This window comes from Rosistilla ulvae (assembly GCF_007741475.1).
Taxonomy (GTDB): domain Bacteria; phylum Planctomycetota; class Planctomycetia; order Pirellulales; family Pirellulaceae; genus Rosistilla; species Rosistilla ulvae.
Window position 1 is genome coordinate 5,594,557 of record NZ_CP036261.1, and the last position, 14,258, is coordinate 5,608,814.

Annotated in this window: 13 protein-coding genes; 5 read left to right on the forward strand and 8 right to left on the reverse strand. The window is 58.9% G+C overall.

Annotation, left to right across the window (positions count from 1 at the left end):
• The first annotated feature begins 2 nt into the window (after nucleotides 1-2).
• Both EC9_RS19790 and EC9_RS19795 read left to right on the forward strand, forming a co-directional pair.
• Complete coding sequence (locus tag EC9_RS19790; protein ID WP_145347869.1) at nucleotides 3-761, forward strand: isoprenyl transferase; 759 nt, start codon at nucleotides 3-5, stop codon at nucleotides 759-761.
• Nucleotides 762-968: 207 nt separating this feature from the next.
• Nucleotides 969-2,492, forward strand: coding sequence for a serine/threonine-protein kinase (locus EC9_RS19795; protein WP_145347870.1), 1,524 nt, complete (start codon nucleotides 969-971; stop codon nucleotides 2,490-2,492).
• A gap of 10 nt (nucleotides 2,493-2,502) precedes the next feature.
• On the opposite strand, the gene EC9_RS19800 is transcribed toward EC9_RS19795, so the two are convergent.
• The 7 genes from EC9_RS19800 to EC9_RS19830 all read right to left on the reverse strand — a co-directional run bounded on the left by EC9_RS19800 (nucleotide 2,503) and on the right by EC9_RS19830 (nucleotide 10,862).
• Nucleotides 2,503-3,084: a nitroreductase family protein gene (locus tag EC9_RS19800; RefSeq protein WP_145347871.1), complete on the reverse strand. Its 582-nt coding sequence runs from the start codon at nucleotides 3,082-3,084 to the stop codon at nucleotides 2,503-2,505.
• Between the two features lie 1,336 nt (nucleotides 3,085-4,420).
• Complete coding sequence (locus tag EC9_RS19805; RefSeq protein ID WP_145347872.1) at nucleotides 4,421-5,977, reverse strand: IS1182 family transposase; 1,557 nt, start codon at nucleotides 5,975-5,977, stop codon at nucleotides 4,421-4,423.
• 150 nt (nucleotides 5,978-6,127) lie between these two features.
• The gene (locus tag EC9_RS19810) at nucleotides 6,128-6,919 is read right to left on the reverse strand and encodes a TIGR00282 family metallophosphoesterase (RefSeq protein WP_145347873.1); all 792 of its coding nucleotides are present in this window, start codon (nucleotides 6,917-6,919) and stop codon (nucleotides 6,128-6,130) included.
• Between the two features lie 53 nt (nucleotides 6,920-6,972).
• On the reverse strand, nucleotides 6,973-7,455 hold the full coding sequence (locus EC9_RS19815) for a hypothetical protein (protein ID WP_145347874.1): 483 nt from the start codon (nucleotides 7,453-7,455) through the stop codon (nucleotides 6,973-6,975).
• A gap of 332 nt (nucleotides 7,456-7,787) precedes the next feature.
• Entirely contained in the window at nucleotides 7,788-9,440 is a 1,653-nt protein-coding gene (locus tag EC9_RS19820) for a kelch repeat-containing protein (protein ID WP_218934285.1), read from the reverse strand.
• 103 nt (nucleotides 9,441-9,543) lie between these two features.
• Nucleotides 9,544-9,963, reverse strand: a complete 420-nt coding sequence (locus tag EC9_RS19825; protein ID WP_145347876.1) for a carboxypeptidase regulatory-like domain-containing protein — start codon at nucleotides 9,961-9,963, stop codon at nucleotides 9,544-9,546.
• The gene (locus EC9_RS19830) at nucleotides 9,960-10,862 is read right to left on the reverse strand and encodes a DUF1559 domain-containing protein (protein WP_246105782.1); all 903 of its coding nucleotides are present in this window, start codon (nucleotides 10,860-10,862) and stop codon (nucleotides 9,960-9,962) included. Before EC9_RS19830 ends, EC9_RS19825 begins: the two co-directional genes overlap by 4 nt.
• Nucleotides 10,863-11,127: 265 nt before the next feature.
• On the opposite strand from EC9_RS19830, the gene hemP reads away from it, so the two are divergent.
• Together hemP and EC9_RS19840 are read left to right on the forward strand one after the other, a co-directional pair.
• A complete protein-coding gene (gene hemP / locus EC9_RS19835) occupies nucleotides 11,128-11,322 on the forward strand; it encodes a hemin uptake protein HemP (RefSeq protein ID WP_145122791.1) in 195 nt (64 codons plus the stop codon).
• Nucleotides 11,323-11,491: 169 nt separating this feature from the next.
• Nucleotides 11,492-12,598 carry a 3-keto-disaccharide hydrolase gene (locus EC9_RS19840; RefSeq protein ID WP_145347878.1) on the forward strand — a complete coding sequence of 369 codons (1,107 nt, stop codon included), beginning with the start codon at nucleotides 11,492-11,494 and terminating at the stop codon, nucleotides 12,596-12,598.
• Between the two features lie 31 nt (nucleotides 12,599-12,629).
• Here EC9_RS19840 and EC9_RS19845 read toward each other — a convergent pair whose 3' ends face one another.
• The gene (locus tag EC9_RS19845; protein ID WP_218934286.1) at nucleotides 12,630-13,367 is read right to left on the reverse strand and encodes a tributyrin esterase; all 738 of its coding nucleotides are present in this window, start codon (nucleotides 13,365-13,367) and stop codon (nucleotides 12,630-12,632) included.
• Nucleotides 13,368-13,621: 254 nt separating this feature from the next.
• Between EC9_RS19845 and EC9_RS26645 the strand changes: the two genes are divergently transcribed.
• A complete protein-coding gene (locus EC9_RS26645) occupies nucleotides 13,622-14,218 on the forward strand; it encodes an RNA polymerase sigma factor (protein ID WP_218934287.1) in 597 nt (198 codons plus the stop codon).
• Nucleotides 14,219-14,258: the final 40 nt, after the last annotated feature.

The following is a 14,258-nucleotide window of genomic DNA, read 5'->3' on the forward strand; positions in this document are numbered from 1 at the left end:
TGATGACTCAGGCCGAACCCTCCTCATCGCCCCGCGCCGATGCCGACCCCGGCAACTCGCTTCCCCGGCACGTCGCCATCATTATGGATGGCAACGGTCGCTGGGCGCAGCGGCGTGGGTTGCCGCGCATCGAAGGGCATCGGCACGGGGTCGATACGGTTCGCCGGACGACGGAAAAGTGTGCGGCGCTTGGGATCGAAGCACTGACGCTGTATTGTTTCAGCAGTGAAAATTGGAAGCGGCCGCCGGTCGAACTCGATTTTCTAATGCATCTGTTGGAGCAGTATCTTGTCGAAGAGCGTCGCACGTTGATCGATAACGGTTTGCGATTGAACATGATCGGTCGCCGAGATCGATTGCCCGCTGGGGTGCTTCGCGAGCTGGAGATCACGCAACAGTTGTGTGCCGATCACACGGGGATGCAATTGGTGTTGGCTGTCGATTACGGCGGCCGGGCGGAGATCGTCGATGCGGTTCGGCAGTTGGCCGCCAAGGCGCAGCGGGGCGAATTGCAGCCCGATGCAATCGATGAGGCGATGTTCTCCGAGCATCTCTACACCGCTGGGCTGCCCGACCCCGACCTGTTGATCCGGACCGGAGGGGACATGCGGGTCAGCAATTATCTGTTGTGGCAGATCAGTTACGCCGAGCTCTGGGTGACCGACCGTTCCTGGCCCGACTTCCGCGAGGAAGATCTGATGCAAGCGATCCAGGACTTCTCCGGTCGACAGCGACGTTTTGGCGGTCTTGTGCCTGGTTGAACGGGGACGTTCCCCCGATCCAACCGCAGAAGGTCCAGCTTCACGAAACGTTAACGCAGTCTTCATCTGTTTGCGCATCGACGCGAATACCTTGGAGCCCTACAACATTGGTGGGTTCGTCGCGACGTGGCAAGAGTGCCGACGTCCTTGCGAGACGGATCGATTCCATTCACGTTCTTCGCGACGGGCTGCCGCAGTGCGATCAAGATGACCACCACCACCACAACAACTCGCGATTTTGTTCGACGTCTGCGCCGCAGCGAACTGATCGAGGTTGATTCGTTGCGGAAGTCGCTGGCGGCGATCCAGACGAAACATGGTGGCCATCTGCCCGACGATGCCAAGGTGCTGGCCGAGGATCTGATCGGCGGAGGGGCGATCACTCAGTGGCAAGCAAAAAATCTGCTCTCGGGTCGCTGGAAAGGCTTCTTCTTAGGCAAATACAAACTGCTGCGTCAGTTGGGCGTTGGCGGGATGAGCGCGGTCTTTCTGGCTGAGCACGCGGTGATGCGACGACGCGTCGCGATCAAGGTGCTGCCGCGACGCCGGTTGAGCAATCCGTTAAATCTTTCGCGTTTCCAGCAGGAGGCCCGGACGTGCGCGATGTTAAATCATCCCAACGTCGTGCAGGTGATCGATTTCGATCGCGTCGACGACCAGCATTTCATGGTGATGGAATTTGTCGATGGGATGGATCTGCAACGATTGGTGCAACAACAGGGGCCGCTGCGATTGCATCGCGTGGTCGAATACCTGCGGTGCAGCGCGTCGGGCTTGCAGCACGCTCATGAACGGGGGATCATCCATCGCGACATCAAGCCGTTGAATATTCTGATCCATCGCGACGGCGTGCTGAAGATCTCCGATCTCGGTTTGGCGCGGTTGCGGTACGACGAAGATCCGTCGCTATCGGGAGAGACCGCAGGGGTTTTGGGGACCGCCGACTACGTCGCGCCGGAGCAGATCCGCGCCAGTCATTTGGCTGACGGTCGATCCGATCTCTACAGCCTCGGCTGCACGCTCTATTTTATGCTCACCGGTCGGGCGCCGTTCGCACAAGGGACGGTGCAGCAGCGGATTGCAAATCACCAAACGATGCCGCCACCGGATGTTCGCAAGCTGCGCCCCGATTGCCCGACGGAACTGGCTGAAATCTGCAAGCGTTTGATGGCCAAAAGTCCGGAGGACCGTTACCCCACGGCGACGTTGTTGTTGCAAGCGATCGATCGGGTGCAGTGGAGCTTTAGTCCCTCGGGAGTGCCGATTTCGATACCGGATCATGCGTCGAGTGATTCGCTGTCGATGGGGAGCGATTCGGGCAACGGATCGAGCGCTGGCAATGCGGTCTCGATCTCCGATGCGCCCCTGGACGATTTTTCGCTGTCCAATACGTCCGACGATGGCAGTGACGCAAGCCTCGATGATCTGTTGGCGGGGATCGATTTGCCCGCGGCGACGCCGGCGAGCACGGCCACGTTCCAGCCGCTGGCCCCCGTTCCGGCCTCCACGTTTTCCGCACCGGCGCCGATAGGAAAACCGACGACAGCGTCGGTCGATGTGGGACAAAACAAAACGATCATCTACGCCGGAATCGGGATGGCCGCGTTTGCGGTGGTCTTTAGCGTGATCATGTCGATCGTGTTCGTCTTTTCCCCCGAGGACAAAGGCCGCGGGATGATCAAGCGATCCGAGGGGGGCAAGTCGGGGAACGTCGTGATCATCGGCAATTGATCATCGGCGATCACTCCGATTCCCAACGGACTTTATCGGCGATCGGTTGGCGCGAGCCCGCGGGCCAATCGCTGGCGGGATAGCCGAGATAGAACAGCCCCAGGACGCGGTCGTCGGTGTCGAGTCCCATCAGGTCGCGGATCGCATCGCTGCAGGCGGCGGCGTTGGACGACCAGAAACCGCCCAGTCCAAAGGCGGTTGCCGAGAGGTGGATGTTTTGCACCGCACAAGCGACGGCGGCGATCTCATCGATCTCGGAGATCTTCTTGCTGGGCTGTCGCTTCATGCCGATCGCGATCACCAGTGGCGCGAGCGTTGGGTTGACGGCAAAGCTGTCGAATTTGTTCTGCTTGAATTCGGCCGGTGGTGTGATTTCGCGATAGGTTTGCGAGAGGAGTTGAGCCAACCGCGTGCGCGCGTCGCCGGCAAAGATCGTAAATCGCCACGGTTCGGTTAGCCCATGGGTTGGGGCCCAGTTGGCATCTTCGAGCAGCGTCTCGATCACTTCGCGAGCGATCGGACGCGGATCCATCTGGGCTGGCTTGATCGTGCGTCGCGAGCGAATCAGTTGGTGTATCGATGCTTGCTGCATGGGAGGTGTGTCTGTTGCGAGGGGGAGACAGCTTCGGGGCAAATGGTATGCCGAGATCCTAACCGACCCGTCGCGTCGCCAGCAACAGGCGCGGGGCGCCGCCGCCGCGGGAAACGAAGCCCCGTAGCGGAACTCGTCAGAAGTTTCGTGCGAGGTATTTGCCCCGCGGAGCGAAAGCAACCTGGAAATCGGTCCCTCGCACCGCTGGGCCCGACCCCGCAGGGATCGCAGAAGGTAGCCGGTGGCCGGAGCGTAGCGAATGCCACCGGAAACGATAACGCCTACGCTTGCCGCCCCCGGCGGGGGCGCACGGTCTGCAATCCCGTTGGGATTGTGCGGATCGATGTGGGATCGCATACCGGAGGTGCGCCGCTGCGCGACGACCTCCGGCTACCATCTTGCATCCCTTCGGGATGTGTCAAATCCGCAAATCGTTTAACCGCGTGCCCATCGGGCCGCGCGTCGATGCGATACGGACGCGCGGGGCGTTGCCACCGCGGTTAAACGAAGTGAGCGATTGGGCTTGCCGCAGAGATTACCGAGAGATCGTGCCAGCGATGCGAATCTCTGTGCTCTCGGTGTTCTATGCGGCAGATGCATGTAGACGTGAGGGGCGAAGCTCCGATCCTTTGCATAGCCCAGGCCAAACGGAGCGAGCTTTGCGAGCGAAGTGCCGGCCTGGGGAACGTGCCCGCCATCTTCCGCCATCCCATCCGAAAGGCCCAACGGGCCGCGCGTCGAGCGGGCCGAAAGCGCGGGGCGTTGCCGCCGCGGTTAAACGAAGTGAGCGATTGGTTTTGCCGCAGAGATCACCGAGGCCACAGAGATATCGTGCCAACGATGCGAATCTCTGTGCTCTCGACTGTCCTCTGTGGCAGATGTGAACCGACTTGAGGGGCAATGCCCCGAGCCAAACGCCACTCAATCGTTTAACCGCAATACCGTTCAACGAAGCGTAGTGGACGAGGCTACGAGTCCTTTTGCATCAGACCAAATCGGTAGGACTCGTAACCTCGTCCACTACGTCCCGCCGCTAATTTTTCCACGGTCCGAGGCTCCTTCGTTGAATGGTATTGCGTTTAACCGCGTGCCCAACGGGCCGCGCGTCGATCGATATGGACGCGCGGGGCGTTGCCACCGCGGTTAAACGATGCGCCTTTTCTGCGGGGATCGAAAGTCTTGACGGCCTGTCGATATAAGTGGTCTAGGTTCGTTTTTTTCTTGGTTTCCTCCTTACCTCCGCTGGCGATGACGGCGTAGCGGTAGCTACAAGTCATCGAGAGCAGGTAGGAGGAGAGTCGGACAGGGAAAGGCACGATGCCGGTGAAGTCGAACGTTATGGAACGCACGCTCGTGCAAGATGGGGAGCCAGACACAGCAAGCGATGAACATTGTGAGCGATGCACAACCATTGCCACTCGCAACGAACCTTCTCTAGGCCGCGCACAAGGAACTCACGAACACCAAAGTGATGCTTGATCAACGCGAAAGGACGTTCGGTTACCGCCGCTCGAAGAGCGTATTTTGTGCGTGAGCAGTCCCTCTGCATCCGACGCGTGTGCGAAGTCTTGGCTTGTTCGTGGACACCGCACTCGATCCGGCCACCATATTGATTGCGACTGTTCTTGAAACACTTCGTCCGAAGTGAACAACCCGAACAGTCTCGCTTGTCGGCTCGGTAAAGGAAACGCTCGGCACCGGTGTGATCTTTGCGCCGGCTCTTGCGCTCGAGTGTCTTGCCCATCGGGCAGTAGTAAACGTCCGCCTCGGCATCGTACAGGAATGCTGACTTGTCAAACGTCCGCTCGTCCTGCTCACCCTTCTTCGGCTTCTTGCCGCGAACAGGAAGTCGGTCAATCTTTTCGGCTGCGATCGGTTGACTTGGATCTTTGCGGTACGCCGGGTTCTCCGGTCCCGCTGGCGTGTAGAAGTCGACGTGCTTGTCCTTGCAGGCAGCAATGTTCTCACCGGTTGCCATCAATCCGTCGGCCAGCACCTGGACCTCACCCTCGCGATCGCCTTCCATGAAGCTCTCGCGAACCTGATCGATCGCCCCGTGCATGTGGCTCTGTTCATCAATGCCGCTGATCACATCGGCTGCGGCGATCAGCCCGCTATCGGCATCGACCGTGGCCGTTGGGGTGTAGTTCGGTGCGAAGCCGCCTTCCTTGTTTTTGGCGATCCGGCTTTGCGGGTCGGTGATCGGCAAGCGATCGGGAACCTTCTTGCCTTCGCTTTGAATCCGCTCGAGCTCGGCAAGGGCCGAGTCAATCTGCTGGCTCTGGCGAGAGAGTTGCTCTTCTTTGTCGGCTGCCGCCGCAGCGTCGAAGATTTCGTCTTCGCTGTCCTGAGCCTGCTCAACGGCTTGGCGATGTTCTTCAAACTCGGCGGTGAGTTGCTTCTTGGCCTGGCGAAGTTCGTCCGGCGTCCGCGTGCCGCTGCGGCGGTTGCTTGCTCGCAGGCGCGTGCCGTCATAGCCGAGTGACCGCAATGTGAGATGCCCCATCTGTTGAGCAATCAGGCCGATTTGAACAAACAGGTCGCCGATAGCCCCGGCGTTGGAGGTGCGAAAGCGGGCGATGGTGCTGTGGTCGATCGAGCGTCCTTCGGCCAGCCAGCGAAAGTCCAAGCGAAATTGCAAAGCTTCCTCCAGTGCCCGGGAGGTTCGCACGCGTTTGAGTAGCCCGTAGAGAATGACCCCGGCGATGACGCGAGGATGAATTGGCGGCTGTCCTTTGGTGAGGTCGTAGCTAGCCTCCCAGTTCGACCAATCGATCTTGCCGAGCATCGCATCGATGGTGCGAACCGGATGCTCGATAGGGACGGCGTCATCAAGTTTTTCAGCGAAAAGAACGAGCTGTTCGCGATTTTCTTTCGGTTGTGCCCAGCCCATCGCTCTTCTCCAAACTGACCGTACGATTGCCCCGTAAAGAGTTTAGCGCTATCCAGTTCCATGTCGACAGCGAATGACTAAATCGACAGGCCGTTGACGAGTTCCGCTACGCAGTCCTTCCCCATCGACCGACTCGTCGCGACGGCACGCTTACGCGCTGCCGTTCCACGATCGTTCAAATCTCTCGATCGCCGTCGCTTTGCCGGTCTTGGGATCGATGTCGATCACCGCGCCGCATAATCGGACGTCTTTACTGGCGACATGAAAGTAGGTCGGCGTAAACGTTAGCGTCGTCTGCATCACGGGGTCGATCTCGCGGCCGATGATACTGTCGTACGCGCCACTCATTCCCACATCGCACATAAACGCGGTGCCGCCAGGCAGGATGCGAGCGTCCGCGGTGGGAACATGCGTGTGCGTTCCAAGCGCTGCGCTGACGCGGCCGTCCAGATACCGCCCCAACAACTGTTTGTCGCTTGTCGCTTCGGCGTGCAGATCGACAAAACGAACTTTCACGTCGCCGGGAATCTCCGCCAACACGCGATCCGCGGCGGCGAAGGGGCAATCGACAGGCCGCATGTAGACGCGTCCCATCAACGAGACGATTGCCACTTTGACTCCCGATTGCGTCTCCAGAACGGCAAAGGTCTTGCCTGGAGCGGAGGGGGGATAGTTGGCCGGTTTGACGATCCGCGGATCGCTTTCTAGCACCGGGGTGATCTCGCGTTTGCGATAGATATGATCTCCCATCGTAAACGCATCGATTCCGTGGGCCGCCAATTTTTGAAATTGCTTGACGGTCAACCCCGAACCGTCAGCGGAATTCTCCGCGTTGACGATCACCAAATCGGTCTGCAATTCGTCGCGTAGACCGGGCACCATCGCAACGCAAGCCTGCACGCCAGGCTTGCCGACGATGTCTCCTAAAAACAATAAACGCAAGGAAAGATCCTTCTCAATTCAAAAATGCCGGTCGTGGTCCGCGGAGTGGCGTTTTAGTCGCCGCCGCCGATATCTTGCATCAGACCGTCGTGCATCAATTGCGTTTCGGCCGATTCGTGCTTCTGTAACTTATCGGCAAACCGATCGAACGCGACAGGAATAATGGTCGTCAAAGCGGCCAAATCGCGAACACTCAACAATTGTTCCGCTCTTTCGGCGATCGAATCGATCTCCATGTACAGGTCGCGATGCTGTTGCAGCAATTCGCCTGACCGACGTGCAAACGTTGGGCAGCAGAAGGCGGGGTCATCGAAATAACCGTAAGCCTCTTCGACCGAAAACTGGAACGCCAGCTTGTCGCGGAGGTCGGACAATCGGCCAATAAACTCGAAACACTTTCCTTCCAGCGAGATCGGCAGGGAACACATCTCCTGCAACGCATGCAGCCCGTCCCAGAGTTCTTGATGCAAATCCTTCACGTCGGCTAAAAATGCCGGATTGACGGTGACAGTCTTTGCTTTGTTAGAAACGCTCATACTAGAAGCTCCTGCGATCGAGAAAAGAATGGTGTCGGGCTACACTTCGAAGGTCCTGCGTCCACTGAATATCGCGACCGAACAACCAGTCGCTTTCCATCTGAAGTCTAGCGAATTTTCGACCGCGATGCGAAGCAAATCCGCACGCGAAGCGAGGTAAAACGTTCGTCCCAAGCGGCTTAACCGGCTTACCGCACAATTGCTCAAACCGTTGCAAACGAAATTTAATGGCAAAGAAAGAGCCCGCATCGGTCAGATCGACCGTGCGGGCAGCGATTAATGGTTTCGAAAAGCTTGTTCCACGGAACAGCTGAAGGGGCCATCGCCCGCCGCTATTTGATATCAATCCGCTCGATGTCGGTGAATTTTCCAATCGACATGTTCGCTCCGCCAATAAGGATTAACGAGCGTTTGTCCAGCGGAAGCATGACGTGGAAGAAGCGGCCCGGATCGCATTGGCCCACGATTTCCCACTGCTTGCCGTCGCTGCGGAGTCGTTGGATCGTGCCGTCGATCGCGGTGACATACAGTTGTCCGGCCAACGAATAGGCGGCGTTGCCGAATCCGGTCATCGGTTTGCCGATCAGACTTGCCCCCTCGGTCCAGGTGTCGGTCTTGGGATCGTAGATGTCGGTTCGCGTGCTCGGTTTCCCCTCGTGCCCCATTCCGCCGATCACGTAGATCTTTCCGTCGTGCGCACTGACGCTGACAGCCCGACGCTGAAACGCCGGGGCCGCAATCGGTTCCCAGGTCGCGGGCGTCTTGCTGAGATCCATTTTCCAGGCGGTTTGATGCCATACGTTTTCTTCGGCATCTCCCATCGCCCAACCGCCGGCGACGTAGACGACGTCTCCCAAGATCGCTGCGCCGAGCGACGACCGCGGCTCGGGCAACGGCGCCAAGTCGGTCCACTGGTTGGTCGCCGGATCGAACTGGCTGACAGTCGATTGCGAGTGCAGGTCGTGGTCCTCGCCTTCCGCATTCATCGCGGTGAAGCCGCCGACGCGGATCAGTTTGTCGCCGTGAGCGACCATCGCCAAGCCTTGCATCCGCGGTCCGGCGGGCAATTTTTTCCACTCGCTCGGTTGTTGTAGATCCAACGCCCACAACCGGTTCGATTGCTCAGCTGTCGAATACGAGTGCGCCGTGCCGGTGTGGCCGCCGTAGACGTACAGCTTGCCGCCAGCGATCGCTCCGCCAAAACTGGTCAGCTCCTCAGGCAGGTCGGCCATCTTGGTTGGGCTTACTGAAACCTGATCCTTCGCCACCGGAGTCGCTTCGCTGGCCAGCTGCCATGGAAAGGCGACGGTCAGATAATGTGCGGCCCCTTCGAAGGCTTCGTCCTTCCATTTGCCCGTCTCCTGCTTGTCGGTGAAGCCAACGCGCAAGGCGTTGTACCCCGACTCCAGCTGTTCACCGGTAAAGACGACAGCTCCTTGTTCGTCGGTCGTCGCCGAACCCTCTTCATCTCCGTCGTCGCAATAAAGTTTTACGTCGACCTCAGGCAACGGCTTGCCTTTAAAAGTGACCACGACGCGGATCCCGTCTTCGTGGGGAATCAGGCTGGCGGCGAGATCGATTCCGGCGGGAGCAGTTGTTGCCCACTTCGCAGGATCGGTGTCGAGCAATTGTTGTGTGTAGTAGACCAGCTTGCTGCCACGCATCAGACCGTAAGTTTGGGAACCGACGATGCTGCCGCTGGCCGGTACTGCCGCTTCGGCTCGCAGACCGATCAGATCGTCGTTGTCGATCGGCTGCATCGACAGGGCGGTTCGCTTGCCGTCGGCGTCCAGATGCGCCAGCGGATATTCGGCGAGCGATTCGGGCAGATGGTACTGGCGGTCGGTGACATCTTCACCGAAGTAGAGGATCGGATGTCGATCGTCGTCGATCGCAAGCCAAGGAAAGTGGGCACTGGCGGTTGTGCCGATCAACACAAAAAGCGCCGCGCACAGTTGAAGCAAACGGAAGGGGTGAGATTTCATACTATCGGTTCCACGGGTATTGGTTATCGGTTGATCCGCCACGGCCGACGGTCGGTCGGCCACGGCGTCATTGCGGCAGGCACGCGGCCCGCCCTGTCTCATGTTATCGCGATGTCAGCTCGAAGCGAAATTCGTTGCTCCCGTCCGCTGTCACCGTGGCGGTCAATCGCCCCGGTTTCTGGTAGGAGGCCGGAACGCTTCTGGCCTTCAAGGGATCTCGCTGTCCCGAACGGATCCGTTCAAAAGCCTGTTCCGCGTCGGGTGCGTTGGGAGTCACAACGACATCAAAATCGCCTGGCGAAGGGCCATCGGTCGGTTCGATAGCAAACTGGCCAGCTTGCAAAAGAACGCAGCTGCCACGAGCGTCCGCCTTGGGTACAAACCGCAACAACGCATCGTCCAGCGGTTTACCATCGAGGGTCACTTGTCCGTTCACCGCCACGCGGGGCGGCCCATCGGCTTGGGTGCAGCCGGCGAACAACAGTCCACCAGCCATCAACATGCATAGGCTGGCGGTTCTCATAGTCCTTCTCCCACCACTTCGCCGCCGTTGCGGGTCGCCAAAGCGTTCAACAGATCGCGGTCGGCCGTCTCGGCACCAAACCGAACGCTGCCATCGCCGTAAAGAAACTGAACGCCACCGGGATGCATGCTCTGGAAGCCGCCATTGTTGGCAGCGTTATGAACGTTCAATTCCTTCAGCGTCGTGCCGAGGGAGACGGCCGGATAACCAAGCACCCAACGCGCGGTGCCCCATTTCACCTTCCCCGCGTCGGCAGCGGGGGCAGTCCACAAGTAGTCGGGCATGTCATAGGTTGTCTCGCCATAGGCGATCGTCGAACTGGTGCCATCGGTGATGTCGCGGAAGCGCGTCGCCGGATTGTTGTATCCGTACGAGGTCCAGTTCAGGCCGAACATCCCATCGGCTTTGACCATGTATGCGCCGGTTCCTTCGCAGGCGAGATAACTGGTGGGACCACCGGTCTCGCCATTGCTGTCATCGGGCACTTGGCGAGGCATCGTCATCGAAGGGCACAGATAAGTCGCAATCTCTTGCGATGCGACCGCTTGGTTGTACGGATCCGAATACGAGAGGCTGAAATCGAATTGTTGATACGTGTTGGCCGCTTCCAGGTAGGGCAGCACGGCGGTCAACGGTCCCATGAAATTGCTCAACCGCGAGCCTTCGGGAAACATCCGATAGGTGTCGTGGTAGTTGTGCAGCGCCAGCCCGATCTGCTTCATGTTGTTGCTGCACTGCATCCGACGAGCCGCCTCGCGAGCCGCTTGTACGGCGGGCAGCAGCAGACTGACCAAGATGCCGATGATCGCGATCACGACCAACAGCTCAACCAAAGTAAACGCGGATCGACGCTCAGCCGCGACACGGCGGCGGGAAATTGAGAAGGTACGTACAGGCATTGCCATAGCTCCATTGCTTTTGCACACCAAAGGGATCTGTTCCGGCTTCTCCAATGAAGACCGGAATCGGACCGAGCGTGGCTGGCTAGGGAGCAGAACCCACGGCGATGGGGTTCGTACTAATTGCTTGCTGCGTCGTCGGATAGCTAAACGCTATTGAGAATCAGTTTCAATTGAATATACTGAGCATCGGATTGGCGGGCAAGGATTGCCGACCAATTTTTTCCAACTAGCGCAACATAAGCACCGTACAGTGGTTACGACGATGACAAACGATTCTGCCCCGCAAGATGATGCCGCCGCCAAAGAACAAGAACTGGCGGCGGCGGCATTGAATCTCCCCAAAGTGATTCAGTTCAACGATCTTCCCCGCTGTGGCGACGAAGTTTGGATCACCAGCGACGGGCAACTCTATCGGCTGCGAAAAACCCGCCAAGGTAAACTGATCCTGACGAAATGATCCGTTCCTCCCGCACCAACCGGCCCTGTGCGGCCTGGATTTTCCCGTTCGTGGTAGCAGTCGAACGATCGGGCGATTAGCTTATATCAGTCCCCATGCGCGCTTGATTCGCAGCCGGATCGCGCGATCCTTCCGGAACTGAAATTCTGCTTCCTCGAGACTGCCCCCAATGCCTTCGATCCACCTCTCAATCGCACTTCCCCGTCTGCTCCTTTCCCTCGGTTTGAGCCTGTCGCTGATTGCGACCACCACAGCTCAAGATGCCGCCGACAAACCAGCGGCAGCGGCCACCGAAGCGAAGGAAAAAGCGGAAGCGTCCAAACCGCCGGCCGAAGCTGCGGAAAAGGCAGCCAAACCGGCGGATTCGAAGCCAGCCGAAGCGAAACCGGAAGCCAATCCGGAATTAAAGCCCGAGGCGAAGCAGGAGAAGAAGGCTGACGAAAAGCCAGCCAATCCGAAAAAGGAAGCTGAACCGGCCAAGCCTGCAGCGGAGGAACCGAAAGCCGAAGCGAAGCCCGAACCGAAAAAGATCACATCGTTGGGCTACAGCAACACACCCTTTATTCGCGGCCAACGCTGGAAGGTTCACGACATGAACCGTCCCCGTCCGCGAGCGATCGTGCCTGGGAACGCTTCGACTTACGAAAAGCCAGGTACCGCGCCAAGCGACGCGATCGTGCTGTTCGATGGCAACAATCTCGACAACTGGGGCCAACTGTTGCCCGAAGATCCCGGCTCGATCTATCAACCGCTGTGGTCGGTCGCTGACGGCGCGATGACCGTGGTTCCCGAAACCGGCCACCTGCGTACGCTCGATACGTTTGCCGATTGCCAGCTGCACATCGAATGGGCGTCGCCCGAAGACGTTCAAGGCGCCAGCCAAGAACGCGGCGACAGCGGCGTATTGTTGATGGGCAAATACGAAGTACAGATCCTCGATTCGTTCAACAATCGCACCTTTGCCGACGGACAAGCGGGCGCGATCTTTGGCCAGCATCCGCCGATGGTCAACGCCTCGCGTCCCAGCGGCCAATGGCAGGTCTACGACATCGTCTTCGAAGCACCGACCTTTAAGGACGGCAAACTCGAATCACCCGCGTATATGACGGTGATCCATAACGGCATCCTGCTGCACCACCGCCGCGAACTTGTCGGAAGCGTGAAAGATAAAGAGCTGCAGCCTTACAGCGAAGATCAACCGGCCGGGCCGATCGTGTTGCAGAACCACGGCACTCCCGTCCGCTATCGCAACATCTGGATTCGTCCGCTGAACTGATCGGCGTCGACGCCGCGAAGAACCCGTGCGGTCATCGCCACGATGGATGACCGATCACTCCCTTCCGCCGCTGCTCCTCGTCGAAGACGCGTTGCGGCACGATCCGGCGGAAATCTTTGGCATCGCCGCGGATCCCGGCGTTGATCAACAGCAGGCCCAGGCGGACGCTGTCCTTGGGGATCAACGGCAGCTCGGCAACGCCCTGGCCCAGCGAACCGATCCGGCCGCGAATGAAGATCATCGCGTCCATCATCGCTTCGCCAAGATTCATACCCGCATCACCGCCGATCACCAACGTCCCATGCAGGGCTCCGTGAGCCGCGTTGTGCCCGACGTCGCCGCGTACAAAAACTTCGCCGCCACGCAGTGCCGCAGCGCATCCGTCCCCCGCGTTCCCGTAAACAGCTAGCGTGCCGCCGGTCATCGCCACGCCGACGCCAACGCCCGCATTGCCATGAACTCGGACCGCCCCAGAGACCATGCTCTCGCCCAAACCGTCGCCCACCGAACCGGTCACGCGGACATGGGCCAAGCGATTGAAGGCCAACGCATAATCGCCCAGCGTTCCGCGGACGTTGATCCGCCACGGTTTGTCCAACCCCATCAATAGATTGTCGCCACCATGGGCGCGGCGGAGTTCGATCGATGGCGTTTCATGATCGATCGTTTCAGGCATTTCGACAGCTCGCAACCGCTCGAGAACCTCGCCGGCGTCCAATTCAGAAATGTCAATCGTCGCCAACGATTCGCTCTTTGCCTCATCCGACACGACTGAATTCCTTTGAAGAGTTTGATTGCTCACCTATTGTTGCTGATCGGCAACCACAAGGGTATCCCAACTGCAAAGCCCCGCCGAATCCAATCGACAAGGAAAAATCCGCTTTTTGTGTTGGGACGAACTCGCCGCGTTTAAAGCTGCACTACCGGAGTGCAAGCTGGCCATCACCGAATAAGTTAAGTAGATTGGAGCACTCCAAAGGCCGATGTGGATCGGTCCGTCCAAACTTTCCTGCCAAAGATCCCATGCCAGAATCGATCGCAACCACTGCGAGTCTCGTCGGGCGATTGCGTGCTCGCGACTCCGATGCTTGGTCGCGGTTTTCGGTGATCTATTGCCCACTGGTCTATCGTTGGGCTCGGCAGGCTGGGTTGCAATCGTCCGACACCGATGATGTCGTCCAGGAAGTCTTCCGCGGCGTGACGTCCACGATCGACAGCTATCGAAATCAAAGCGTTTCGGGGAGTTTTCGACGATGGCTGTGGGGGATCACGCGACATAAGCTCGCCGATCATTTTCACGCCGCTGCCGCGCATCCGCCAGCAGTGGGAGGGTCCGATGCGAATCAGCGGCTTCAAGAGTTGCCTAATAAACCGCCTGAGGAGATCCGCGATGAGGGTTCCTACGATGCGGAGGCATGGATCTTGCGTCGAGCTCTTGGATTGCTTGAATCCGATTTCGAGGAACGAACTTGGCGCGCGTTCTGGAGGACTGCAATCGACAATTGTTCAGCCGCAGAGGCAGGCGAAGAATTAGACATGAGTTCGAGAGCCGTTCGTCAGGCCAAGTATCGCGTGTTGCATCGACTCCGATCGGAACTTCAAGACCAAGTCGACTGGTAGAATCCTGCCGTTGCGCCCTCCGTTCGCGCGGAAGCTTGTT